The sequence below is a fragment of the Roseovarius sp. D22-M7 genome, assembly GCF_037083785.1.
Classification (GTDB): Bacteria; Pseudomonadota; Alphaproteobacteria; order Rhodobacterales; family Rhodobacteraceae; genus Roseovarius.
This window is the reverse complement of the sequence record NZ_JBAPKY010000027.1, coordinates 1-24,546: the sequence shown is the minus strand read 5'-3', so window position 1 is coordinate 24,546 and position 24,546 is coordinate 1. Positions and strand designations below refer to the sequence as shown.

Genomic DNA, 24,546 nt, shown 5'->3' with positions numbered 1-24,546 from the left:
CGGAGGAGGCCACATGTGCACCACAATGATTCTCACCAAGGGCGCCACCGCGAACGGGGCGATGGTGGTCACGCATTCAGACGATGACGAACTGTCGGATCAGCGGGTGATCTGCGTGCCCGCCGGGACGCATCCCGAGGGGTCCGTGCGCCCGATCCTGCCGGAAGCCTACGACTACCCCCGCCTCGTTCGGAAGGATCGCGGCCCGTATTACGACACGCCCGGCTGGCCCGAGACGCAGCCCCTCGGCGCGATCCCGCAGGTGCCCCACACCTTTGCCTATTTCGACGGCAATTACGGCATCGTCAACGAGCACAACCTGATGATGGGCGAGTGCACCAACGGGGCGCGTTACCAGCCGGATCCGGTGAGCGCCGAGGCGGCCGGGCCGGATCGTCATGTCAGGCTGATGTACAGCTCCGAGCTGAGCCGCATCGCGCTCGAACGCTGCACCCGCGCAGGCGAGGCTATCACGATGATGGGCGAACTGATCGACGAGTGGGGCTATTACGGCGAGGGCGAGACCCTTCTGGTGGCCGACGCGGACGAGGCCTGGGTCTTCGAGATGTGCGCGCTGCCGAGCGAGACGCATCACAGCGCCTGGGTCGCGCAGCGCGTGCCGGATGGCGAGGTCTTCGTCGCCGCCAACACCTTCCGCATTCGCGACGTGCCCGGCGACGACCCCGACCAGATGCATTCCGACCATCTGCACGCGGATCTGAAGGCGGTCGGGTATTGGGATCCGGCGCAGGCGCCCGTTCTCGACTGGCTGCCAGCGATCAGCGAGGGGGAATACAACCACCCCTATTACTCGTTGCGGCGCATCTGGCGCGTGCTCGACCGGGTGAACCCGGATCTGGGGCTGAGTCCTTGGGTCGAGGGGACATATACCCGGGCCTATCCGTTCTCGGTGCCGCCCAACCGCAAGCTGACCCGGATGGAGATCTTCGACCTCTACCGAGACCATTACGAGGGCACGCAGTTCGACATGACCCGCGGCATCGCAGCGGGTCCTTACGGCGACCCGCACCGCTTCGTTGGCCCGTATGACGGCGATCAGAACGCCCCTGGCGGCAGGCATGCCATGCCCGGCGCGTGGGAGCGGGCGATCTCGGTTTTCTACCAGGGCTACAGTTTCGTGCTCGAGACGCGTCCCGGCGCGCCGGAGGGGGCCGAGGGCGTGATGTGGCTCGCGCCCGATGTCAGCTATACCAGCGTCTTCATGCCGTTCTGGCCGAGCACGGCGACGCTTCCGGAGAGCGTGCAGACCGGAAATCCGCGCGACTACGACCCGGAGGTCGCGTGGTGGCTCTTCGACTTCGTCGGCAACTGGGCGCGGCTCAACTGGCGCCGGATGACCGAGGTCGATATCCTTCCGCTGCAGAGAAGCCTCGAAAAGCGCGCCTTCGACATGGTCGCGGCCGTCGAGGAGGGGCACGCAGGCGGCGGCGACCGGCGCGAGCGACTCGCCGCCGCCCAGGCCGAGAGCGCCGCGCAGATCCTCGACGCGTGGCGGGCGCTCGGTAACAGGCTGATCGCCAAATACGCCGACGGCTATGTCAATTCCGGTCCGAACAAGCGCAAGAGCGCGGCGGCCATCGGCTATCCGGCTGCCTGGCTGGCCGAGACCGAGTATCCGCAGGGGCCCACGAGCTATGAGATGCCTGTTCAGGCGGGTCGGCGCTGAGCGCCGGGCCCGGTCACTCGATCTCGATCCGTCGGAAGATCGAGGGCAGCAATTCGGCCAGAAGGCGGTCGATCTCGCTCGCGTTCGGTTGATGGATGAAAGCGCGGCGCGGCATGATCCGATCATTGACCCAGTGCTCGGACCAGCCATGGGTGGTGTCGATGCAGCGCTCGGCGACGTTCATCCGCGCCGCGTGATCCGGTGTCAGCCGCGACTGAAGGTCAAGGCATCCCGACAGGAAGATGTCCACATAGGACTGCACGATCGGCCAGTGCGCGCTCGGCGGATGGATGGCCTCAGGGGTGTTGACATAGATCCAGACCTGCGCGTCACGCGGAAGCGACCAGCCGTCGAGCATCTCGATCTGCGCGGGCGGCACAGGGTGGCGGCAATAGAAGGCCTCGCGATCGTCCGTGCCTGCCAGATCGCCGGATGCCTTGTAGACGACGGCGAGCATCTCTGGCACCGGACCGTCGCCCGAGGGCATCTCGACACCAAGATATGTCGGCGCATGACCGGTGCTGCGCCCACGCGTGTTCCAGGCCCGGCGAAAGCCGGTGACAGTGACGGGGTGGTTGGGGCCCGCATCCGGCGCCGAGCGGCGCTTCGAGTCTTCCTCCATCAGGCTGCCATAGCCGACGACGAATTGCGGTCGCGAGGGGTCCGGTTCGGGAAGGCAGGCGGCAGCCGTCGGCCCCGTCAGCGTCACCAGAGCGAGCGCTGCGAGAAAGTGCCTTGTCATTCCCAATCCTCCATTGATCTCAACGTTCGGATCGCGATCGGCTCGCCCTGTCCGCGCAATGTGACGGTGCCGCTGGATTCGAGCGGGCAGTCGCGCCGCAGACGGCTTGCCGTCGCTTCGGAGACGATGACGAGGCTGCCAAGGTCCTTGTTCAGTTGCTCGAGGCGGCCTGCAGTGTTCACCGCTCTGCCGACGACGGTGTAGGTGAGGCGCGAGCCGTCGCCGACATTTCCGGCCACGACCTCGCCCGTGTCGATGCCGATGCGCGTGCGCATGCGGCATCCGCAGAAGTCCTGCGTCTCGGTCGCCGCGTGAATCTTCAACGCGGCCTGCACCGCGTTGTCGGCGTGGTCGGGATCCGCGACCGGGACGTTGAAGATCGCCATCAGCGAGTCGCCGTCGAAATTGTTGACGATGCCGCCATGCTCGGTGATCGGTTCGATGATCGCGCGGAAATAGACGTTGAGCATCTCGACCACCGCCTCGGGCGGGTGCGCCTCGACGATGCGGGTGAACCCCTCGATGTCGGTCAGCAGCACGGTCGCCTCGGTGCGCCGGGGCTCGAGCTGGCCCTCGCTTTCCATGATCTGGGTGACCACGGTATCCGGCACGAACTTGCCGAGAATGCTCCGGATGAAGTCCATCTGATTGAGCACCGCGTCGTTCAGCCGTTTCTTGGTAAGCGAGGCGCCGATGCGCGCTCGCAGAAGCACCGGGTCGAAAGGCTTGCGCAGATAATCCTCGGCGCCCTTCTCGATACATTCGATGGCGGTGCTCACCTCATCGCTGGCCGAGATGACGATGACGGGCAAGCTGCGCAGTGCCGCGTCCTGCTGCATCTCGGCGAGGACCTCGTGCCCGCTCATTCCCGGCATGACGATGTCGAGGAGGACGAGATCGAAAGGCTCGGCCCGCATCATCTCGAGGGCCCGGATACCGTCCTCGGCCACCTCGGAGGTGTTGCCGAGGGCGCGGACGGCCATGGACAGCTTCAGCCGGTTCGGGGCATGGTCGTCGACGATCAGGATCCGGCCCGGCTTGTCGGTCATCCCGTGCGCTCCGCGTTCAGGTCGAGCGCGAGGAGCGCCCGCTCGACACGCGCCCATTCGGCGATCGCGGCTTCGGCGATGGCAGGGGCCCCGGTCGTGCAGCCCTCGGCACCCATCCGCTCCAGCGTCTTGCATTGGTCGGCCAACCGGATGGCACCGAACTCGGCGGCGCTGCCCTTGATGGTGTGGGCGGCGATGCGCAGGCGTCCAGCGTCGCCGTTCGCCCCTTCGGCCAGATCGGTGAAGAGGCGCGGCGCCTCGCTCCGGAAGCTCTCGAGCAGCTCGCTGAACAAAGCAGGATCGCCGCCGACCAGTGCGATCATCTTGTCAATGGCGGCCCGGTCGAGTTCCGGCGCGTCGCTTTCGCGATCGACCGCCTCCGCGACGGCGGGCGGCGCACCTCCAGACGCGACCAGCGCGGTTTGGCAGTCGACCAGAACCCGTGTCAGCTCGGCGACGTCGATGGGTTTGCGCACGATGTCCACGGCGCCAGCAGCCTGACAGTCCTCCCAGTCGCTCTGAAGGACATTCGCCGTCAGCATCACGACCCGCGGCCAGTCGCCGGGATAGCGTTCGCGCACCGCGCGCGTCGCCTCGCACCCATCCATTTCAGGCATGTGGACATCCATCAACACCAAGTCATAACGCGCCTTGTCGAGCGCGGCCAGAACCTCGCGGCCATTCTCGACCGTCGCCACGGTGTAGCCGAGGCGTGAAAGCATCAACGTTGCGAGACGCTGATTCGTCGGGTGGTCGTCGGCCAGCAGGATCCGCAGCGGATGGCGCTCTGCAAGTTCGGAATCGAAGACCTGCAGGCCGGCGATCGAGGCCTCGTCTTCCGGCGCGGAGCCGAGCAGGGCGTCTGCGAGGGCGTCGTGCAGCAACGAGGGCTTGACCGGCTTCTCGACAAGGACGGCAAAGCCTTCGGTCGCGCGGTTCGAGCGGCCCCGGCGCACCATGCCGATGCAGGGCACGCCCCCTGCCGCCGCCAAGACCCCCTGAACCGAGGCGCTGTCCAGCGCGTAGTGGTCGGCGTCGATTGCCAGCAGGTCCGGACGGGGCCCCGAGGTCAGCGCCTCGGCCACGGCCTCGGGCGATGGCGCGACGCTCAGGCGCATCCCCCAGCCGGCGGCATAACGTTTGAGTTCTCCACAATTCATCGAGGTGCCGTCGCAGAGTACGAGGATCCGCCGTCCGGCCAGGTCGAGCCGACCCGAGGCAGCGCGCGATGTCATCGACCGCACGCCGAGGCGCACCTCGACATGGAAGGTCGTGCCGGCGCCCACCTCGCTCTCGACGCGCACGCCGCCGCCCATCAACTCGCTGAGACGCTTGCAAATGGCGAGGCCGAGTCCCGTGCCGCCGTATTTCCGCTTGGTCGAGGCGTCGACCTGCCGGAACGATACGAAGAGCCGGTCGAGCCGGTCTTCGGGGATGCCGATCCCGGTGTCGCGCACCTCGAAGCGAAAGGCGGCATCGGTGCCCGGCAGGGCCCCCGCCTCGCAGTCGACGACGATGCTGACTTCGCCGGCCTCGGTAAACTTGAACGCATTGTTGAGCAGGTTGATGAGGATCTGGCGCAGTCGCGTGATGTCTCCCGTCACCGCCTCGGGCACTCCCTCCTCGATGCGATAGGCGAGGTCGAGATCCTTCTCCGCCGCGCCATGGGCGATCATGTCGAGAGCGCCCTCGACGCAGTCGCGCAGGTCGAACGGCGCAACCTCCAGCTCGAGCTCGCCCGCCTCGATCTTCGAAAAATCGAGGATGTCATCTATGATCATTAGCAACGACCGCCCCGAATCGCGTGTTGTCAGCGCCAGATCGCGTTGCTCGCGGGTCATGCGGGTGTCGAGCATCAGCTGAGTCATGCCGATGACGGCGTTGAGCGGCGTGCGGATCTCGTGGCTCATCGTGGCGAGGAACTCGGTCTTGTGCTGGCTGGCGCGGGCGAGCTGGTCGTAGAGAGTCTCGAGCTCGGCGCTCATCCGGTTGAGGTTCTCGGTCAGCGTGCCCAGCTCGTCCCGGTTTTCCACCTCGATCCGTTCGCTGAAGTCCCCCGTCGCGATCGCACGCAGGCGTCGATTGATGTGCTTGATCGGATTGACGATGGAGCGCGACAGCGAATAGCCGATCAACAAGGCCAGTCCGGTGGAGACAAGCGCCGTCGAGAGCAGGATGGTCTGCGACAGGCGATAGGCCTCGCGCCCGGCGGCGCCCTTCTCGACCATCATGGCCTCGGCATTGTTGATGAGCGAGAGGCTCAGCCGCTCGATCTGGCTGGCCAGGCGCGCGGCGCTGCGGGTCTGGGTCTGGCGGGCGGCTGCGAGATCGCCGGCGCGGATGTGGTCCAGCACGTCGTAGCCGATCTCGACCAGCTCGGAATAGGCGTCCTTGATCCGCGCGATCTTTTCGGCATCGCCGGACCCGACGAACTCGGCCCGCTCGACGTCATAGGCGATGCGCGCGATGCTGCGTTGGGCGGCGTCGAGCTGGCGCTCGCTGCGTTCGAGAAAGGCGTTGGCGACGGTAGCGCGCAACTCGGTCGTGTTTGCTTTCAGCGACTGGTAGGCGGTGACACTGCGTTGCAGGCCGATCAGCGATTGCGTGCGCTGATCGGCGCCGGCCAGCACGCCGAGCCCGACCGCCCCCAGCACAAGAAACAATGCGACAAGCCCGAGGATCGTGACCGAAAGCTTTGTCCAGATCGGCGCCGAGGCGCGCGCGAAGAGCCTGGACAGAGCGCGCATCACAGGAACGGCAACGCCCCGCCGGTCAGGTCGCGGATATCGGCGAACAGCCCGTCGGGATCGAACGTCTCGCCCATGTACTGTACCCGGATCCGGCCCTGGCGGTCGATGACCGTGGTCAGTAGGTTGTGGCGGATCGGGGTCTCGGCGCCGTTGGTGTAGGCAACACCGTACGCCATGGCGATCCGGCGGATCGTTTCCGCGTCTCCGGTCAGGAAATCCCAGCTTTCGGGATCGTAATGTATCGCCTTCGCGAATTCTCGCAGCACCTCGGGGCTGTCACGGGCGGGATCGACGGTGATCGAGACGAAGTGCACATCGTCGCCGTGCTCTTTGGCCAAGGCTTCCTGGAGAAGCGCCAGCTCCGCCGTCAACACCGAGCAGAGGCTGGGGCAGTGCGTGAACATGAAGTTGACGACGACGACCTTGCCGCGAAGATCGGCGAGCCGGGTCTCGCCGCCCTCCTCGTTGGTCAGCGCGAATCCGGGCGCTGCTCCGAGCCTCGGCAGACCGGACCGCACCGGAAGGACGAGCAGAGCGACCGGCCCCGCCGCTACGATCAGGCCAAGCACGATCTGGGCCAGCGGGCGGCGCGTCATGTCTTGAGTTCCTCCTTGAGCTGGGTGACCGGTCCCCAGTTCGTCCCGCGCGCGATGATCTGGCGCGGTGTGGCATCCACCAGCCCCGCCGCGCGCATGCGCAGCGCATAAAAGCGCATCGTGTCCTCGGGGTCGAAGATGTCCCAGGTGTCATAGGGCAGATCGTTCAGCGTGCGCAGCGCGTAGTCCACCGTTGGCGATTGCCCCGCCTCGACCAGCCATTCGGCCGCGACCTGCGGCTGTTCCGAGCAGAGGCGGTTGGCCTTCAGGATTGCCCGCAGCGCGCGCTTGCTTGCCACCGGATTCTCGACCGCGAAGGTCCGGTTTGCCGCCACCATGCAGCAGAAGTAATGGCGCCAGGGGTCGTCTGTCGTCGTGTTCAGGATCACGTGCCCGATGCCTTCGTCATGCATCATGTAGTTGAGCGGTGGAAAGGTCGCCATTGCATCGATCCTGTTGTCGATGAGGAGCCCCGCCCAGTCGTTGGGATGGGCAAAGACCCATTCGACATGCCGCTCCGGGTCGAGTCCGATATAGGCGAGGATGCTCGCGAGCAGGTATCGCTCCGGGCTGCCGAGCCCGTGGATCGCGATCCGCCTTCCCTCGAGATCACGGATGCTGCGCACCTTCCTGTTGGCGAATATCTCGACGCAGCCGGCATGCAGGCCGCTGAGCACCGTGATCGGCTGGCGCTCGGCGATCGGCCGGATCCAGTCGACAGCGAGGGCGGCGCTCATATCGGCCTTGCCGGCGATCAGTGCCTCGGCATAGGATCCCGTCTCGCCAAGCGATACATACTCGATATCTTCGAATCCCTCCATTTCGAGGAATTGTTGCGCGACGTATTGCGGCGCGTAGCACAGGACGGGGAACTGTCGGTCACGGATCAGCCGGATGCGCCGGGTCTCGGGCGGGGCATTGTCGTGGTTGCTGCTGGCGTTCACACCAAGTGCCCCCGCGAGCGAGGCCCCGCCAAGACCGGCAATCGCCGTGCGTCGTGAAATCCAGTGGGGCCTGCCTGCCATCGCACAGCCTTTCCGTAACGTGAAGCATCAAATGCGGGCAGCTTCTTTGCTCGCCGCCCGCGATGCAAGAAGTTTCTGACCCTACTGGCACGTGACCGAGACCGGTTTTCTGTCTGGTCACGTTTTGGCCATTCAGATATCGCCTACCGGCATCGGCTCCCAGTAATCCGCTTTCCTCGTCAAGAGGGCCCGGATCTGCCGCGTCATCGCGTGGCCCGGCCCGATCGCGACCCGCATCCTCGGCTTGCGCGCCAGCATCCGGCCAAGCCAGCTGTCGGGTGGACTCATGTGGCGCGCACGGCCCGTGTTCCGTGTCATCGCCCCGATGATCAAAAGCCGCCGGATGTCTGGCTGACCGGCATTCGACATTCGACCGACACGCTCCGCGCGGCCGGAAGAGTGCTGCCGTGGTACGAGCCCCAGCCAGGGTGCGCGGGGCGAGAAAACGTTCCGGGGGAGTGTTTCCCCCGCGAACAACTCCCGGCCACATCTGAACTGCGACATATCGGGTGCAAATGCCTCGGCCGCGAAGGTCGCCAGAGGCCCGACTCCCGGCATGGTCTGCAGGCGGCGCGCCGTATCGGTCCCGGTTGCCAGCTCCTTCAGGGCGTTCGTCAGCGCTTAGATCCTTTCGGTCTTCCCGAAAATTTGTGCCAGCAGGACGCAGCATCCCGCGATGATCAGGGCCGGCAGGTCGCAGACTGGATCCGCGACCAGCTCTGCGATCCGCTCTAGCCGGCTGATGCCGGCACGAAACACATGCCCGTAATTCTACTTACGCGACGGCGGCAACCGCGAGGTAGACTACGCTTTACCTTTTCCGTAGCGCTGAATGCGGTGAGATACTGCTGATGCGCAGGCAAGGCGGGTATGGCTGAGATTATCGCTGTCCCGGATGGCTCAGGCGGCTGCGCCGCCCGCTTTGCCGCCCTTGAACGACCGATGATTACGCGATGCCCATGATGGTTTTGCAAGGCGATGTCGGCATGAAGGGGTGTGCTGGATCGAAGCAGATGGGAGACCCTGTCGGTGACCTGACCGTTTCGCCCATCTGGCAGACAGCGTTCGCCATCAGAAGACAGGTTTTCAAGATCCACGCCCGCGGTCATGCGCGTGCGATGTAGCTCACGAAATTGCAGGATCCGTAAAAGCGGCCGCTTTCAGAGACCGCGCGCTGATGGTGAAGCCAGTCCTCGGCCTCGGATGCCTCGAGCAGACCCGCCCTGACAGCCATCGGGGTATAGGACTCGACGAGGCTCGCAAAGAATTCGGCCTCTCCAGCCTCCATCAGGACGTCGGCCTGCGCCCATTCGAGCGACACCCCCATATCGACGAGCATTCCGGGGATCTCGCGCATGATATGCGGGTTGGCGACGATCGCTTCGAGTAGCGTTTCGACGACCGCGGCGTCCCGCGCGGGTCTGCCGGCATGACAGGTCAGCGACGCGTAATCGCCGTCGAAGATCACGATCCGTGCGCTTTGCCTTGCGATCCTCATGGCCTCTGCAAGCACCGAGGCCGGGTCCGCGACATGGCTGATCAGCGTGTGAAGGACAACGAGGTCGCAACTGTTATCGGCCTTGCCCGAATGACCTGATGGCTCGGCATGGAACTCCACGTTGTCGATGCCGTCCAGGCGGGCCCGCCGGCGCGCTTCGGAAACGAGGGCCTCGCTCAGATCCGTTGCGTGGACGCGGCCGTCGAACCCGGCTCGCGAGGCGATCGCCCGGGACACGACGCCGGTTCCGCAGCCAAGCTCGCAAACTGTCGCGCCGGGCGGTAAATCGAGGCGGTCCAGATAAGCCTCCCGCATGGCCACGAACGGGGCGTAGGTGCCCCGGAACTCCAGCCTGTCGATGACACGCTGAAGGGACGTGGCGTCGAGATCATCAATCGATTGAAAAATATCGGGCATTGGTCTTGCTCCTTCATCTCATTTCGATCGGGTGATGCTCTTCACCACGATACCACAAAATCCAGATGGTTGTCGCCGGCTCGCTTGCCGGATCGACCTCGCGGTCGAGACGCGTTGAGGGACTTGACGGGCCGCTCGTATCAGCGCTTCTCAGACATCGCGGCGAACCGATCTTCGCAGCGAGGAAGACACTCCCCGGCCGCCCGGGTGGACGCGCGGCCGGATGTGGGTGAGCCGGGGGCGCGCTACGCGGCCTCCGGCTTGCGGGCCCGGATGTGACCGGGGCGCAGCTGTCCCTGCTCGGCGAGCAGGGCGCGGATCCGCGCGTTCTCGACGGATTTCTGCGCCTGCTCGGCGCCGAAACGGGCGACGTAGGTGTCGAAAAGCGGCCCCTTGAGGCGCTCGTATTCGTCGCGGGCGTAATCGCGGAACCAGTCGTTGCGGTCGTCGAGATCCAGATCGGTGAACCCCGCCGCCCGGAGATGCTCGGCAGCGCTGGCCAGCGTGTCCATCTCGTAGGTCTCGTCGCCCTCAGTGGCCCAATCGCGCATCTCGGGCGTATATGGCGCTTCGCTGCGAAACCAGTCGCTGATCGCGATCGGCGCGCCGGGCGCGGCCACGCGGTAAAGCTCGGCAAACGCCGCGCCCTTGTCCGGCAGATCGACGATGGCGTCCTTGCTGAACACCATGTCGAAGCCGCCATCGGGAAAAGGCAGCGGCCCCGGCGCGACCTCGCGGAAACTCAACCTGTCCTGCAGCCCGCGCTCCTGCGCCGTTCGCCGGGCCTGCGCCAGCGAGGCCGCGTCGATATCCACGCCGGTCACGTGGGCGGCACCGTGGTCCTCGACCAGCAGGACATCGTAGCCGCCAATCCCGCAGCCAAGGTCGAGCACCGAGCGCCCGGCGACATCGAGACCGGACAGCATGCGGCGCAGTTCCGGCGCGCCGCCGGGCGAGAGGAACCCTTCGCCCCATCGCAATTGCAGGTTCTCCAGCAGCGCATCGGTGTAATAAAGCGCGTGTTGTGGTTCGTCGATGATCATGCTCAGACCCTCCTCTGGCCGTTGTGGTGCGGGCGCCGTTCGTTCGGGGCCGGGCGGCGCGTTGGGGCACGTTTGTGCACCGGATGCAGCGCCCGCAGCGCGGGGTAGCGGCTGTAAAGCAACGGGTCGTCGCCCGGGTCTGTGTGATGATCGCGTCTGCGCGTCATGACATCCTCCTGTCTGTCGGTTTGGGATCAAGGACGCCCTTGCGGAGCACCATACGCGCCCTGCGGTATTGACAACAAACGATGCTTTCTCACAGCATGCATTAGGAAATTTCAGGTATGCCTCATGGTGCGCCGACTACCCGTGCTCAACCAGATCCGCGCCTTCGAGGCAGCCGCACGGCATCGCAGCTTCAAGGCGGCGGCCGAGGAACTCGGCGTTACCCAATCCGCCGTCAGCCACCAGATCAAGGCGCTCGAAGAGAGGCTGGGGGTCCAGCTTTTCATCCGTCGCACGCGGGCGGTCGATCTCGGCCCCGAAGCGGCGCGCGCGCTGCCGGTGCTGACCGAGGCGCTCGACCGGATCGAGGCCGCGATGCTGGATGTTGCAGGGTCCGCGATGACCGGCGAGTTGGCAATCTCGGTGGGGCCGTTCTACGGCAACCGGTTTCTGCTGCCGCGGCTAGAGCGTTTTCATGCCGCGCATCCCGGTCTGACTGTGCGACCGCGGCTGTCCTTCGCGCTGGAGGATCTGGTGCGCGAAGGACTGGACGGGGCGGTGCGGTTCGGCGCGGGCGACTGGCCGGGGCTGGACAGCCGGCTGATCCACCCCGATCGCGTCGGCCCGGTCTGCGCGCCGCAGATCGTCGCGGACGCATCGCTGCCGATGGATCCCGCCGCGATCCTTAACCTGCCGCTGGCGACCACCCGGCAATGGCGGGGCGAGTGGACAGCATGGTTCGCGGCGCTCGGCGTGCCAACGGATGCATCGCAGGCCCGCGTCGAATATGACAGCCGGGCGCTGGCTTTTGACGCGGCGCTGTCGGGCAATGCGGTGTGCTTGGCCGATATCCGCCTGACCGGCGCGGCCGAGGTGGCGGGCAGCCTGCTGCGCCTGCACCCTTTCACCCTCGAACGCGCGCACGGCATCCACGTGGTCTGGCCGGCCGGCAAACGCGCCGATCCGCGCATCATGGCGTTCGTAGACTGGCTCGAAACCGAGGCCAAGGCCGCGGAATAGGGCCGTAGGCCAGGCGACAGCGCAGCGCCGTACCGCAAGGCAGACCTTCATGGCGGTCGCCGCGAAGGGTGGACCCCGGCCCGCATGCTCTTGCCGAACAGGCATGGTCTACGGATCAAGACCCTCCGCACAAGGGGTCGCTTTGATCATCTGAGGGTGGGGTGCCTTGCCCGGTTCGGGAAATTGGCAGGTCCGGTCGGAGATTGGATGTTGGTCCGGCGCTGCAGTGCACACATATTGCACGCATGATCTCTGACTTCTTCGCCTCGTTATGGCATCGCGCCCAATACATCCCCCTGTGGTCCGCGCTGTCTGCCACGCGCTTGCGCAGCCTCGATCATCGCGCCCGGCTTTTCGGGGGCATGGTGGGACTTGCGATGCGCTGGTTTCCGCCCGCCCGCTGGCGCTTCGACCGCGAAGTCCTTCGGGTGTTTCCCAACATGCCGCGCGGCCAGCGCGCCGCCCTAAGGCGCGAGATGGGCCGCAACATGGGCCGCACACTGTTCGAGATCCTTCGCAGTGCCGAGTTCCAGTCGAAACCGGACCGCTTTCATGTCTCCGGCCCCGGACTCGCCGCGCTTGAAGAGGCCCGCGCCGCGGGAAAGGGCGCGATCGTCGTGTCTGGCCATTTCGGCCAGTGGGACGCGGTGCGCGCCGTTCTGAAATCGCGCGGGATGGAGACCGGCGCGGTTTACCGCAAGCAGAAGAACCGTTTCTACCAGCGCGGTTTCCTGGCCGGCATCGAAGAGGGCGGACGGCCCGTCATCGCGACGGGGCGGTCCGGCACGATGGAGCTGGTGCGCCATTTGCGCAGGGGCGGCTTTCTGGCCATCATGCTCGACGAGAAATATGCCGAAGGCGAGCGCGTGCCGTTTCTCGGCCTGCCGGCGCTGACATCCACGGCGCCCGCGGCCCTGGCGCTCAAGTACGGCCTGCCCCTTGTTCCCGCCTACGGGACGCGCCGGCCGGACGGCGCGGAATTCGACGTCGAGTTCGAAGCGCCCATCCCCCATTCCGACGCCCTCACGATGACCAGGGCCGTCAACGACAGCCTGTCGGCCCGCGTCCTCGAAAATCCGGGGCAGTGGTACTGGCTGCTGCGCCGGTGGAATGGCGCCTGACGTCGCCAGCGGGTGCGCAGGTCTGCGATCGTCGTTATCGCGATCACCTTCTCTCGCTCACGACCAGGGTCGCCAACCGACAGAAGGCGCGACGGCGATCTGCAGCACGGCATGATGCCACCGGTGCCAGCAGGTGGTCTTCCGCTACCTCTGCAGCGTTGTCCGACCGGCGCGGCGTCCATCATGACCTGACCGAATAGTGCTTTCATGAGCGCTGATTTCATGGGGCTGTCACAATTGATGCTCATGAGAGCATCAAGGAGCCCCCAATGAACAGACAAGCGGCGATTCTCGAAACGGCACAGTCCCGCGGGCGCGTCATGGTGGACGAGTTGGCAGAGATCCTGCGCGTCTCGGCTCATACCGTTCGGCGCGATATCAACGCGCTGTGCAAGCAGGGAAAACTGCGGCGCCTGCACGGTGGGGCAGAATTCATCGAGGGTAGTTCAAACCTGCCCTACTCGGCACGGACGTCGCTCAACGTCGCGGCCAAGCAGCGGATCGCTGCACATGTCGCGGGTTTGATCCCGGATGGGGCGACGCTGTTCTTTTCCATCGGCACCACGCCGGCAGTCGTCGCCGCCGCTCTGTCCGAGCGCGAGGGGCTGACGGTCATCACCAACAATCTGAATGCGGCAATGGCGCTGTCGGATGCGCCCGGCGCACGCATCATCATTCCTGGCGGGGAATTGCGCCTGCCCGATCGTGACGTTCTGGGTTCCATGGCACAGGACCTGTTCGGTGCCTATCGCGCCGATTTTGCCATCTATGGCGCCGCCGGGATCGACAGCGACGGGTCCTTGCTGGATTTCCACGCGCCCGAGGTGCGTATTCGCCAGACTGCGCAAAAGAATTCGCGGCACTCCATCCTTGTTGTGGACAGTTCGAAATTCGGGCGCCGCGCCCCGGCGGTCGGCGGCAATCTCGACGAGGCTGATCATGTCGTGACCGAGGCCCGGCCCGCTGCGCCCTTAGCAACCTCGCTCGAGTCGCTTGGCGATCGGCTGATTATCGCGGGAGAGGACACATGAGCTTTCTCAAGCTTGAGGGGCTTACCCGTCAATGGGACGGACAGGGCGGCGTACGCGATATCAGCCTGACCCTGCCTCAAGGCGCCTTTCTGTCGATCCTCGGCCCGTCGGGCTGTGGCAAGTCCACCCTGTTGCGCCTGATCGCGGGGCTGGAGAAGCCGCAGGCCGGCCGTGTCGCGATCAACGGGCGCGATGTCACGGCGCTGGCGCCCGCGCAGCGCAACCTGTCGATGGTTTTCCAGTCCTATGCGCTCTTTCCGCATCTCAGCGTCGCGGAAAACGTGATATTCGGCCTCAAGGTGCAGCGCATCCCCCGCGCGGATCGCGACCGGCGTTTGGCAGAGGTGCTCGCAATGACGGGCCTCGAGGGGCTGGAGCGGCGCAAACCGTCAGAGCTGTCGGGCGGGCAGCGGCAGCGTGTGGCGTTGGCCCGCGCGGCAGTGGCAGAGCGGCCACTCTGCCTGATGGACGAGCCGCTTTCGAATCTCGATGCCAAGCTGCGCCATTCCGTGCGCCGAGATATCCGGATACTGGCGCGCAAGCTGGCGCTGACGGTGGTCTATGTCACCCACGATCAGGGCGAGGCGATGAGCCTTTCCGACAGGATCATGCTGATGCGGGATGGCGGGATCGAACAGCTCGGCACGCCAGTGGAACTCTACGCGCGCCCGGCCACCACCTTTGCCGCACAATTCATAGGCGAGCCGCCGATGGCGCTGATCGACGGATCAGCGCTTGGACGCAAGACCGTGTTCACCGTGGGCATGCGCCCCGAGGCCACTTCGATTGTTCCAGCAGGACAAGGCGATCTCGATGCGCAAATCGACGATATCGAGTATCTGGGCGGAGAAACCCGGCTGGCGCTCAATCACCCGGCGGCGAGAGGGCTCGCCACGATCCTGTCCGGTCCGGCGCATCTCGAACCCGGCCAGACGGTTGGTGTCATCGTTCCCAAGGAAAACCGGCTCCTTTTCCACCCCGTCACCGGGGTTCTGGAAAAGGAGCCGCAGCAGAATCCCGAGGCGTGCATTCGCCAAAATCCCGCGCCCGAGGATGGCCGAAAGGCCCCCACTTCAACGCAATCTGTCAAAGAGGACCTCTCAAGATGACCCGTATGACTGCTGTAACCGCCATATTGGCGGCCTCCACCACCCTCGTCAATTCGGCCGCGGCCGAAACCGAGCTGACCATGTATTATCCCATCGCCGTCGGCGGAGCCCTCACCGAGGTGGTCGACGGCCTCGTCGCCCGTTTCGAGGAGCAGAACCCCGACGTCACCGTCAACGCGATCTATGCCGGCAATTACGACGACACCCGCATCAAGGCGCTGGCGGCGCTTGAATCGGGCGAGCCCGCGCAGCTTGCCGTGATGTTCTCGATCGACGCCTACGACCTGATCGAGCAGGACCTGATCGTGCCTTTCGAGGACGTGATCGAGACCGAAGAGGAACGGGCCTGGCTCGACAGCTTCTACCCGGCGCTGATGGCCAATGGCCGGATCGAGGGCCAGACCTGGGGTGTGCCGTTCCAGCGGTCGACCATCGTCGCGTACTACAACAAGGACATGTTCCGCGAGGCGGGCCTCGACCCGCAGGATCCGCCGGAGACCTGGGACGAGCTCGTGTCGATGGGCAAGGACCTCACCACCGAGGACCATCACGGCCTGATGATCCCCTCGACGGGCTATCCCTACTGGATGTTCCAGGCGCTGGCCATCCAGAACGGACAAGAGCTCACGTCGAATGACGGGCTGACCACCTATTTCGACGACCCCGACACCGTCGAGGCGCTCGAATTCTGGAGATCGCTCGCGACCGAGCATGGCATCATGCCCGAGGGCACCGTGGAGTGGGGCACGCTGCGCCAGGCCTTCCTCGAAGGCGAGACCGCGATGATGTGGCATTCGACCGGCAACCTGACGGCGGTCAAGAATAACGCCGAGTTCGATTTCGGCGTCGCCATGCTGCCCGCGAACGAGCGGCTCGGGTCGCCAACGGGGGGCGGCAATTTCTACCTCTTCAAGGACTCGACCGAGGCGGAAAAGCAGGCCGCGCTCGAGTTGATCAAGTTCATGACCGCGCCCGAGCAGGCCGCCGAATGGTCGATCGAGACGGGCTACATGGGCGTTTCGCCCGCCGCCTACGAGACCGAGGCGCTGCAAAACTACACCGCAGACTTCCCGCCGGCGCTGGTCGCGCGCGATCAGCTCGAACACGCGGTGGCCGAATTCTCGACCTTCGAGACCGCGCGGGTGCGTGACGGACTCAACGCCGCGATCCAGTCGGCGCTCACCGGCGACAAGACGCCCGAGGCGGCGCTGGCCGAGGCCCAAGCCGCCGCCGAGCGTCAACTGCGCGCCTACAGGTAAGCGCGCAGGCCATCATCTGCGGGGCCGGTTCGTGTGACCGACCCCGCATCGGAGACTCCCATGACCGACGCCGCCACCGTCGAGCGCCGCCGCCGGGCCATCCACGGCTGGCTGCTGCTGTTACCCGCGCTTGTCATGTTGACGGCGTTTGCCTTCTACCCGTCGATCGCGACGCTGGTGACCTCGCTCTGGTCGCGCGGCACGCGGCGCAACCCGGCGGAATTCGTCGGGCTGGAGAACTACCGCTACCTCTTCGACGATCCGACCTTCTGGCAGGTGGCCGGCAACAATCTCTTGTATGCCCTCGTCACGATCCCCGTCTCCATGGTGCTGGCGTTGATCATGGCGCTCTGGGCCAATGCGAGGATCCCGGCGCGCAGTTTTATCCGCACTGCCTATTTTACCCCGACAGTCCTGCCGATGATTGCGGCCGCCAATCTGTGGCTTTTTTTCTACACGCCCAGTTTCGGCATCCTCAACCAGATCGGTGCCCTCTTCGGCGCGCCCCCGGTCAATTGGCTGGGCCAGCCCGAGACCGCCCTTTGGGCGATCTGCGTCGTGACGATCTGGAAGGAGGCGGGGTTCTTCATGATCTTCTATCTCGCCGCTTTGCAGACCATCCCGCCCGACCTCAAGGAAGCCGCCGAGATCGAGGGGGCGAGCCGCTGGACTTACACCCGACGCATCGTGCTGCCGCTGCTGATGCCCACGACCCTGTTCATTCTCGTCAACGCGATGATCAATTCGGTCAAGCTGATCGACCATCTCTTCATCCTGACCAAGGGCGGGCCGTCGGACAGCTCCAAGCTGATCCTCTACTACATCTGGGAAAACGCATTCGCCTATTTCGACCGGCCCACTGCGGCGGCGATGACGGTTCTGGTGCTGGCCCTGCTGGGTGCGGTCGCCGCGTTGCAGTTCCTGTTGCTGGACCGAAGGACCCATTACCGATGATCCGCTATCTGGAGCCCGCCGCCGCGATCCTTCTGGCGATCCTGTGGATCTCGCCGCTGATTTTCGCCTTCTGGGCGGCGTTCCACGACGTGAGCGACGCCGTGAATTTCCGCCTTGGGGCGCCGTGGACGCTGGAGAACTTCCGCACCGCCTGGGCCGGTGCGCCCTGGCTGGGCTATTTCCTCAACACCTTCCTGCTGGTCACCCTGATCCTCGCGGGGCAGTTCCTGCTGTGCACGCTGGCCGGGTTCGCCTTTGCCCAGACCGAGTTCCGGGGGCGCGACGCGCTCTTCATGGTGGTGCTGTTGCAGCTTTTCATCCTGCCCGAGGTGCTGATCGTGGAGAATTACCGCGTTGCCGCCTCACTGGGTCTTCTCGACAGCCTGCTGGGCATCGGTGCGCCCTACATGGCCTCGGCCTTCGGTATTTTCCTGATGCGCCAGGCGTTCAAATCGGTGCCCAAGGAGCTGGACGAGGCCGCGCGCGTCGAGGGGTGCGGCACGCTGGGCGTGCTCTGGCGGGTCTACGTGCCGGCGGCGCGGCCCACCTACCTTGCCTATGCGCTCGTCTCGGTGGCGACGCACTGGAACAATTTTCTCTGGCCGCTGATCGTGACCAATTCGCCCTCGACCCGACCGCTGACCGTGGGCCTGTCTCTCTTTGCGGCCCCCGAGAGCGGCGTGGACATCTCAGTGATCTCGGCGGCCACTGTCATGGTGATCGCGCCGCTGCTGATCGGGTTTCTGATCTTTCAGCGTCAATTCGTTCAGGCCTTCCTGACCGCAGGCGTGAAATGAGGATACCATGACCCGTCAAGATTTCGGATATCTTGACCTCTGTCTCGATTAATGTGGAGGCGATCTTCGAGAACTTTTTGGCCGGCGCCAACGAGGAAGAGCCTGCAAGGGCGGGTACATCACGCCGTCGCTGATGAGCGCAGTCGCCTGAGTTGTGGCACATGAGGTCACTGGAATGCTTGTACCGGCCTCATCGCGGCCGCAGGGTTGGCGTGGCTATTGTATGTGCTTACGGTCGGGGTTGGGATCGATGCCATGCGCGTCGGCTAGGGTTGGTCGACCCGATCGAGGCGGCCCTTCAGCCAAGGCGCGATCTCGTCGTTGCATCGGGCTTTCACTGATATTCTGCGCCATCCCTCTCAGGGGCATGCCGGAGAAGGGCGAGCCGTCGATTGCCGAACTGATTTGGGGCAGGAAATCGTCATCTGCGCGGTGAAGATCAATATCTTGAAGAGGTAGCCCCTCGTTTGTCGCGGCACGCGCATCGGATCTGCCAGATCCTGCATTTCATCGAACTGTCATGACACGAACATCTGAGCGTCACACAAAAAATTAACTACTCGGATAGTTTTTCGCGCCGCTCGGGCGCTGCGACAGGGAGATTTCAATGCTCGACTCTACGACCTCGACCACCGCGTCGCTTGCCGGCACCGTGCGGATCAACGAGATACGCCCGAACCCCTTCGGCAGCGATCCAGCAACACAGCAGCTCGAACTGAAGGGCATGCCCGGCGCGGCGTTCAGCGGCTTTCTGTTCTCGCTTGAATCGGATTTTGCGTCGACCATCCCGCCCGTCGGAAACGTGATCGATACACGGGAGGCGGTCAGCGGTACGTTCGATGCCGACGGTCTGCTGCTCGCCACGATTCCCGATATCGAGAACCCATCCTTCACGCTGGTGCTGACCGACGACACCGCGACCGCCACCGTTGGCGACACGATCGATCCGGCGGCGCCCGCCAGCCTCGGCGTGATCCACGATGCCATCGGCGTGGCGGATGCCGCGACCGATCCGGTGAGCGGCGCAGCGCTTGGCGGAACCGACATCGCCTATACCGGCGACGAGCCGAAACTCGTCTTCCGCGACGGCACCACAGGGGATCTCTACGCCGTGAACGACCCCGACAACGGAGAAGTTAGCGATGCGAATGGCAATACCTTCGCGCCGGCGGACTTCGACATCGACCCGCTGGCCGGCGACACGTTCGGATCGGTGAACCCGTCCTTAACCGGCGGCGGTGGCGGCACGGACCCGACGCCGGCCCCCGCCCTGATCAGCGCGGTGCAGGGCGCGGGCGACATAAGCCCGCTCAACGGACAGGTCGTGACCGTCGAGGCGGTGGTCGTCGGGGATTTTCAGGATGGCGACGCGGATACCACGCGCGACCTGCGTGGCTTCTACCTGCAGGAAGAGGATGCCGACGCCGATGGCGATGCCGCGACCTCGGAAGGCGTCTTTGTCTTCGATGGCGACACCCCGGTAGTGGACGTGAATATCGGCGACGTGGTGCGGGTGACCGGCACGGTGACGGAATTCTTTGGCGAGACGCAGATCGGCGATGTCACCGAGGTCACGGTCGTGTCTCAGAACGCGACGTTGCCGACCGCGGCAAGCATCAGCCTGCCGGCCTCCGCCACCACACTCGACCAGGATGGCGACGTGCAGCCGGACCTTGAATCCTTCGAGGGCATGCTGGTCTCTTTCGAGGAGACGCTGACCGTCAACGAGATGTTCCAGCTCGATCGCTTCAACGAGATCAAGCTGGTGCAGGGCGACCGCCCTGAGCAGTTCACGCAGTCCAACGCCCCGGATGTCGCGGGGTTCGCGCAGCACCTTCTGGACGTGGGCGCGCGTCAGATCACCTATGATGATGGGCTGAACCAGCAGAACGCCGCGATCGACAACCTGGACGGCTTTGCGCCCTTCAGTGATGTAAACGCCGTCTCGATGGGCGACACGGTCGACAACCTGACCGGCGTGCTCAATTACCAGTGGGCCGGCAATGGCGCCTCTGGGGCTACGTGGCGGGTGCGCTCGACCGAGGATGGCGAGAACACTTTCGACGACACCAACCCGCGCCCCACCGAGCCTGCGGATGTCGGCGGCACCCTGAAGGTCGCGGCGTTCAACGTGCTGAATTACTTCACGACGCTCGATACCGGGGGCACCACCGCCAACGGATCGGGGCCGCGCGGCGCCGACAGCCCGGTCGAATTCGAGCGTCAGACCGACAAGCTGGTGACGGCCCTGCTGGAGATCGATGCCGACATCGTCGGGCTTGTCGAACTCGAGAACGATTTCTTGTCGGGCACCTCGGGCAACGCGATCCAGAGCCTTGTCGGCTCGCTCAACGACGTGGCCGGCGCGGGCACCTATGACTGGGTCGATCCGGGCCGCCAGTTCGTCGATGTCAGCGACGCGATTTCGCAGGGCGCGATCTACAAGACGGGCTCGGTGAGCGTGAAAGCGGGCACCAATGTCGCGATCCTCGACGATGCGAACCTGCCGCCCAGCCTTGCTGGCGAGACGATCTTCGACGGGCCCTCGACCAACCGCGCGCCGCTTGCCGTCACCTTCGAGGAAACCGCAACAGGCGAGGCCTTCACCATCGCTGTGAACCACTTCAAGTCGAAGGGTTCTATCTTTGACGAGCCCGGGAATACGGCAGCAGGCGACGGCGCGGGCAACAACAACCAGATCCGGCTTGAAGCCGCACAGGCGCTGAACGACTGGCTTGCCACCGATCCCACAGGGTCCGGCGACGGTGACTTCATGGTCCTCGGCGATCTCAACGCCTATGCCGAGGAGGACCCCATCACCTTCCTCGAAGCCGCGGGCTATACCGATCTGGTCGAGGCATTCGAGCCGAACGGGTCGAGCTTCGTCTTCGACGGGCAGACCGGCACGCTGGACTATGCGATGGCCAATGCGTCGCTCCTTGGGCAGGTCACCGGGGCCACCGCCTGGAACATCAACGCCGACGAGGCCGACGCGCTCGACTACAATCTCGATTTCGGACGCGATCCCGGTTACTTCGACGGCGACACGCCGTTTCGCTCATCGGACCATGACCCCATCATCGTGGGCCTCGACCTTGAAACCACAACCCCGGAGCCTGACGTGTTCACACTCGAACTTCTTCACATCACCGACCAGGAAGCCTCGACCGGCAACATCGGCGATTTCGCCCGCGCCTCGGGCGTCCTGAACGCGCTCGAGGCGCAGGATCTCGGCAATGACGGGCTGGCCGACAACACAGTGCGCCTGTCCGCAGGCGACGCGATCATCCCCGGCGTGTTCTACGACGCGGCCGAGGCGGTGTTCGGATCGGGCGGCATCGCCGATATCCAGCTCGTCAACGAGATGGGCTTTCAGGCGGTCGCGCTGGGCAACCACGAGTTCGACAAGGGCACCGCTGAACTGGCCGCCCTGATCGACGGCTCCGCACCGGGCGATTTCAGCGCGCTGTCGGGCACGGCGCTGGACGGACTGGATTTCGCCGGCGCGGCATTTCCCTACCTGTCCGCCAATCTCGAGTTTTCCACCGATGCGAACCTCGCGCCGCTGGAAGTCGCGGGCGGTCAGGCCCCGCAGGCGAATGCCGTGACCTCGTCCACGGTTCTCGACGTGAACGGCGAGAAGCTGGGCGTGATCGGCGCGGTGACGCCGAACCTCGCCAGCATCTCGTCGACCGGCGACGTGGGCATCAGCCCGCTTTGGTCCGGCGGGACCCCGACCGCGGCCGAGCTCGACGCGCTGGCCGCCGAGATCCAGGCGGAGGTCGACGCGCTGCTCTCGGCCACCCCCGGGCTGAACAAGATGGTCCTGCTGGCGCATATGCAGGACATCACCATCGAGCAGGGCCTCGCCACCCGGCTCGAGAACGTCGACATCATCGTCGGCGGCGGGTCCAACACGCGCCTCTTCGATGAAACGGACGATATCCGCCCCGGTGACAGCAATCAGGGCAGCTACCCGCAGTTTTTCGAGAATGCGGGCGGCACGCAGACCGCGCTGGTCAATACCGATGGTAGCTACAAGTACGTCGGCCGGCTGGTGCTGGACTTCGACGCGGATGGCAACATCATCGCCGAAAGCTACGACGCCGCTGTCTCGGGGGCCTACGCCACCGATGCGACCGGGCTTGCCAACGTAAGCGGCGAGGCGCTGATCGACCCGGAGGTTCAGGCGATCACCGACGCGATCCAGGGCGAGATCCTCGCCAGCGAAGGCAACGTCTTCGGCGTATCGAACGTGTTCCTGAACGGCAATCGGTCGGGCACCGACAGCCCCACCGATCCCGACGGCGTGCGCACGCAGGAGACGAACCTCGGCAATCTCACGGCGGATGCGAACCTTGCCGCGGCACAGGCGGCTGATGGCGATGTCATGGTCTCGATCAAGAACGGCGGCGGTATCCGCGCCTCGATAGGGGAAACCGTGGTTCCCGCGGGCGGATCGGACTTCGTGCGCCAACCCAACGGTGAGATCCTTGATGCCGACGGCAATGTGGTCAAACCCGAGGGCGGTATCAGCCAGAACGACATCCAGACCACGCTGGCCTTCAACAACACGCTCAGCCTGCTGACTCTGACGCATCAGAACCTGATCGAGGTCCTCGAACACGGTTTGGAAGGCCTGCCCGGTGTTGCGGGTGGTTTTCCGCAAGTGGCCGGGGTGCAGTTCAGCTTCGATGACGATCAGCCCGCGGGCAGCCGCATCGTCAACGCGGCGATAACCGACGACGCGGGCAACGACATCGCCGTGCTGATGCAGGACGGCGAGATCGTGACACCCGACGCCGAGGTCCGTGTGGTCACGCTCAACTTCCTCGCGGATGGCGGCGACGGCTACCCATTCCCGATGGGGGCGGACGCCGACCGCGTGGATCTAGCCGATCTCGACGGTGACGGGATACCGGACGATGGCCGCGAAGGCACGGCGACCTTCGCCGAGGATGGCACCGAACAGGATGCCCTCGCCGAATACGTCGCGGCGAATTTCGGCGACGCGGCCAGCGCCTACGACGAGATGGATGTCGGGCGCGATCAGGACACGCGGATCCAGAACCTCGATTTCCGCGAGGACACCGTGATCGACGAACCCGAGATGGTCCGCGTCGAGGGCACGAGCGGCCGGGACCGCCTGACAGGCACCGACGCGGATGAGATCATCATCAGCGGCGAAGGCCGGTACGACACCCAGACGGGCGGCCTCGGGGCGGATGTTTTCGTCTTCGGCGCAGAGACCCAGAACGGCGTGCGCGAGCGTGACATCATCACCGATTACGAGGTCGGCATCGACGTGATCGGCCTCGCCGAGGGCACCACGGTCGCGGATATCCGGGGCACATCCTCGTCGGTGGTGGTCTATTTCGACGACCCCAGCGGGGCGCAGGATGCCGTCTATGTCCGCGGCGACGGCGTCACCGCCGAGAACCTCACCTTCGAAACCTTCGACACGCTCGCCTTCGCGTGACCCTGTAACAGGACCGACCATCATGAAAACGCTTCTCTCCGCTCTCGCCCTCGGTCTCTTCGCGCTTGTCGCGACGGACCGGGCCGCAGCCGCCCCCATCGACTTCGCGCCCGCGAACAGCCCGGTGATCGATGTCCCCTTCGCGACCGCGGATTACCTCGAATTCGGTGGCGTGGGCGATCTGTCGATCTTCTTTGCCGAGGGCGTCTCCACCGGCACACCGCAAGCAGGTAATCTGTTCCTGAACATCCTTGTGGATTTCACCGTCACGGACCGGACCGACATCGCGGGTACGCTCCTTTCGAGCGACGACAACGGCGCCTTCCTCGACGGCACGCTCGTTCGGGCCGGGTTCGACGCGGACATCCTGCAACTGCTCTTCGGCGAGCTGAGCGGCAGCGCCGCCTCCGCCTTCGGCCCCGAGGCGCTTGTCGAGATCGTCTTCATCGACCCATTCCCCGGCAATGATCCGCTGTCGAACCTGACCGACGGGACGGCCTACGATGTCGCCGCCACTATCTCTGCCCCGGTTCCGCTTCCCGCGGCGCTGCCGTTGCTGCTGGCCGGTCTCGGCGGATTGGTTCTGCTGCGCCGCCGCGGATAAGCGATCGCTTCACAAACTCCCAAGGCCCGTGATACCCGTCACGGGTCTTCGGTTTTTTCAAGCACACCTGATTCACAGGTGTTCGGATGCATGAATGAATAACTCCATGAAACGACAGCGGCTCGAGCGTGGCTACGAGGAACTGCGCGAGGCGCGTCGGGAGAGCCGTGCGCTTTACTGGTTCGTCGGGGTCTTCAGCG

Annotated in this window: 18 protein-coding genes and 1 pseudogene; 10 read left to right on the top strand and 9 right to left on the bottom strand. The window is 65.1% G+C overall.

Annotated features, from left to right (window positions below):
- Positions 1-13: 13 nt before the first annotated feature.
- Positions 14-1,687: a dipeptidase gene (locus V8324_RS12910; protein WP_336420339.1), complete on the top strand. Its 1,674-nt coding sequence runs from the start codon at positions 14-16 to the stop codon at positions 1,685-1,687.
- 13 nt (positions 1,688-1,700) lie between these two features.
- Here V8324_RS12910 and V8324_RS12905 read toward each other — a convergent pair whose 3' ends face one another.
- From V8324_RS12905 to V8324_RS12865, 9 genes and pseudogenes are all read right to left on the bottom strand, one after another.
- On the bottom strand, positions 1,701-2,429 hold the full coding sequence (locus V8324_RS12905) for a hypothetical protein (RefSeq protein ID WP_336420338.1): 729 nt from the start codon (positions 2,427-2,429) through the stop codon (positions 1,701-1,703).
- Positions 2,426-3,478 (bottom strand): adenylate/guanylate cyclase domain-containing protein, encoded by a 1,053-nt coding sequence (locus V8324_RS12900; RefSeq protein ID WP_336420337.1) that lies wholly within the window; start codon positions 3,476-3,478, stop codon positions 2,426-2,428. The genes V8324_RS12905 and V8324_RS12900 overlap by 4 nt, the downstream gene beginning before the upstream one ends.
- Positions 3,475-6,225, bottom strand: coding sequence for an ATP-binding protein (locus V8324_RS12895; RefSeq protein WP_336420336.1), 2,751 nt, complete (start codon positions 6,223-6,225; stop codon positions 3,475-3,477). Before V8324_RS12895 ends, V8324_RS12900 begins: the two co-directional genes overlap by 4 nt.
- Positions 6,225-6,824, bottom strand: a complete 600-nt coding sequence (locus V8324_RS12890) for an SCO family protein (protein ID WP_336420335.1) — start codon at positions 6,822-6,824, stop codon at positions 6,225-6,227. Before V8324_RS12890 ends, V8324_RS12895 begins: the two co-directional genes overlap by 1 nt.
- Complete coding sequence (locus tag V8324_RS12885; protein WP_336420334.1) at positions 6,821-7,849, bottom strand: ABC transporter substrate-binding protein; 1,029 nt, start codon at positions 7,847-7,849, stop codon at positions 6,821-6,823. The genes V8324_RS12890 and V8324_RS12885 overlap by 4 nt, the downstream gene beginning before the upstream one ends.
- A 132-nt stretch (positions 7,850-7,981) precedes the next feature.
- Complete coding sequence (locus V8324_RS12880) at positions 7,982-8,137, bottom strand: hypothetical protein (RefSeq protein ID WP_336420367.1); 156 nt, start codon at positions 8,135-8,137, stop codon at positions 7,982-7,984.
- A gap of 30 nt (positions 8,138-8,167) precedes the next feature.
- Positions 8,168-8,353, bottom strand: a pseudogene (locus V8324_RS12875) (transposase); the annotation flags it as partial.
- Between the two features lie 601 nt (positions 8,354-8,954).
- Positions 8,955-9,764, bottom strand: coding sequence for a methyltransferase domain-containing protein (locus tag V8324_RS12870; RefSeq protein ID WP_336420333.1), 810 nt, complete (start codon positions 9,762-9,764; stop codon positions 8,955-8,957).
- A 245-nt stretch (positions 9,765-10,009) separates the two neighbouring features.
- Positions 10,010-10,807, bottom strand: a complete 798-nt coding sequence (locus tag V8324_RS12865; RefSeq protein ID WP_336420332.1) for a methyltransferase domain-containing protein — start codon at positions 10,805-10,807, stop codon at positions 10,010-10,012.
- Between the two features lie 291 nt (positions 10,808-11,098).
- Between V8324_RS12865 and V8324_RS12860 the strand changes: the two genes are divergently transcribed.
- The 9 genes from V8324_RS12860 (at position 11,099) to V8324_RS12820 (ending at position 24,346) form a co-directional block, all read left to right on the top strand.
- A complete protein-coding gene (locus tag V8324_RS12860; RefSeq protein ID WP_336420331.1) occupies positions 11,099-11,992 on the top strand; it encodes a LysR substrate-binding domain-containing protein in 894 nt (297 codons plus the stop codon).
- Positions 11,993-12,237: 245 nt separating this feature from the next.
- Complete coding sequence (locus V8324_RS12855; protein WP_336420330.1) at positions 12,238-13,113, top strand: lysophospholipid acyltransferase family protein; 876 nt, start codon at positions 12,238-12,240, stop codon at positions 13,111-13,113.
- Between the two features lie 269 nt (positions 13,114-13,382).
- Positions 13,383-14,144: a DeoR/GlpR family DNA-binding transcription regulator gene (locus tag V8324_RS12850; RefSeq protein ID WP_336420329.1), complete on the top strand. Its 762-nt coding sequence runs from the start codon at positions 13,383-13,385 to the stop codon at positions 14,142-14,144.
- Positions 14,141-15,253 carry an ABC transporter ATP-binding protein gene (locus tag V8324_RS12845; protein ID WP_336420328.1) on the top strand — a complete coding sequence of 371 codons (1,113 nt, stop codon included), beginning with the start codon at positions 14,141-14,143 and terminating at the stop codon, positions 15,251-15,253. The genes V8324_RS12850 and V8324_RS12845 overlap by 4 nt, the downstream gene beginning before the upstream one ends.
- 5 nt (positions 15,254-15,258) lie before the next feature.
- On the top strand, positions 15,259-16,512 hold the full coding sequence (locus V8324_RS12840) for an ABC transporter substrate-binding protein (protein WP_336420365.1): 1,254 nt from the start codon (positions 15,259-15,261) through the stop codon (positions 16,510-16,512).
- Between the two features lie 60 nt (positions 16,513-16,572).
- The gene (locus V8324_RS12835; protein ID WP_336420327.1) at positions 16,573-17,466 is read left to right on the top strand and encodes a carbohydrate ABC transporter permease; all 894 of its coding nucleotides are present in this window, start codon (positions 16,573-16,575) and stop codon (positions 17,464-17,466) included.
- Positions 17,463-18,263: a carbohydrate ABC transporter permease gene (locus V8324_RS12830; protein ID WP_336420326.1), complete on the top strand. Its 801-nt coding sequence runs from the start codon at positions 17,463-17,465 to the stop codon at positions 18,261-18,263. The genes V8324_RS12835 and V8324_RS12830 overlap by 4 nt, the downstream gene beginning before the upstream one ends.
- 607 nt (positions 18,264-18,870) lie before the next feature.
- Positions 18,871-23,742: an ExeM/NucH family extracellular endonuclease gene (locus V8324_RS12825; protein WP_336420325.1), complete on the top strand. Its 4,872-nt coding sequence runs from the start codon at positions 18,871-18,873 to the stop codon at positions 23,740-23,742.
- A 22-nt stretch (positions 23,743-23,764) separates the two neighbouring features.
- Positions 23,765-24,346 carry a VPLPA-CTERM sorting domain-containing protein gene (locus V8324_RS12820; RefSeq protein WP_336420324.1) on the top strand — a complete coding sequence of 194 codons (582 nt, stop codon included), beginning with the start codon at positions 23,765-23,767 and terminating at the stop codon, positions 24,344-24,346.
- The last annotated feature ends 200 nt before the right edge of the window (positions 24,347-24,546 follow it).

What these genes read in the sequence shown, in the direction of transcription:
- V8324_RS12910 (WP_336420339.1), top strand. Translation starts at nt 14, where the DNA reads ATGTGCACCACAATGATTCTCACCAAGGGCGCCACCGCGAACGGGGCG.
- V8324_RS12905 (WP_336420338.1), bottom strand. Translation starts at nt 2,429, where the DNA reads ATGACAAGGCACTTTCTCGCAGCGCTCGCTCTGGTGACGCTGACGGGG.
- V8324_RS12900 (WP_336420337.1), bottom strand. Translation starts at nt 3,478, where the DNA reads ATGACCGACAAGCCGGGCCGGATCCTGATCGTCGACGACCATGCCCCG.
- V8324_RS12895 (WP_336420336.1), bottom strand. Translation starts at nt 6,225, where the DNA reads ATGCGCGCTCTGTCCAGGCTCTTCGCGCGCGCCTCGGCGCCGATCTGG.
- V8324_RS12890 (WP_336420335.1), bottom strand. Translation starts at nt 6,824, where the DNA reads ATGACGCGCCGCCCGCTGGCCCAGATCGTGCTTGGCCTGATCGTAGCG.
- V8324_RS12885 (WP_336420334.1), bottom strand. Translation starts at nt 7,849, where the DNA reads ATGGCAGGCAGGCCCCACTGGATTTCACGACGCACGGCGATTGCCGGT.
- V8324_RS12880 (WP_336420367.1), bottom strand. Translation starts at nt 8,137, where the DNA reads ATGAGTCCACCCGACAGCTGGCTTGGCCGGATGCTGGCGCGCAAGCCG.
- V8324_RS12870 (WP_336420333.1), bottom strand. Translation starts at nt 9,764, where the DNA reads ATGCCCGATATTTTTCAATCGATTGATGATCTCGACGCCACGTCCCTT.
- V8324_RS12865 (WP_336420332.1), bottom strand. Translation starts at nt 10,807, where the DNA reads ATGATCATCGACGAACCACAACACGCGCTTTATTACACCGATGCGCTG.
- V8324_RS12860 (WP_336420331.1), top strand. Translation starts at nt 11,099, where the DNA reads ATGGTGCGCCGACTACCCGTGCTCAACCAGATCCGCGCCTTCGAGGCA.
- V8324_RS12855 (WP_336420330.1), top strand. Translation starts at nt 12,238, where the DNA reads ATGATCTCTGACTTCTTCGCCTCGTTATGGCATCGCGCCCAATACATC.
- V8324_RS12850 (WP_336420329.1), top strand. Translation starts at nt 13,383, where the DNA reads ATGAACAGACAAGCGGCGATTCTCGAAACGGCACAGTCCCGCGGGCGC.
- V8324_RS12845 (WP_336420328.1), top strand. Translation starts at nt 14,141, where the DNA reads ATGAGCTTTCTCAAGCTTGAGGGGCTTACCCGTCAATGGGACGGACAG.
- V8324_RS12840 (WP_336420365.1), top strand. Translation starts at nt 15,259, where the DNA reads ATGACTGCTGTAACCGCCATATTGGCGGCCTCCACCACCCTCGTCAAT.
- V8324_RS12835 (WP_336420327.1), top strand. Translation starts at nt 16,573, where the DNA reads ATGACCGACGCCGCCACCGTCGAGCGCCGCCGCCGGGCCATCCACGGC.
- V8324_RS12830 (WP_336420326.1), top strand. Translation starts at nt 17,463, where the DNA reads ATGATCCGCTATCTGGAGCCCGCCGCCGCGATCCTTCTGGCGATCCTG.
- V8324_RS12825 (WP_336420325.1), top strand. Translation starts at nt 18,871, where the DNA reads ATGCTCGACTCTACGACCTCGACCACCGCGTCGCTTGCCGGCACCGTG.
- V8324_RS12820 (WP_336420324.1), top strand. Translation starts at nt 23,765, where the DNA reads ATGAAAACGCTTCTCTCCGCTCTCGCCCTCGGTCTCTTCGCGCTTGTC.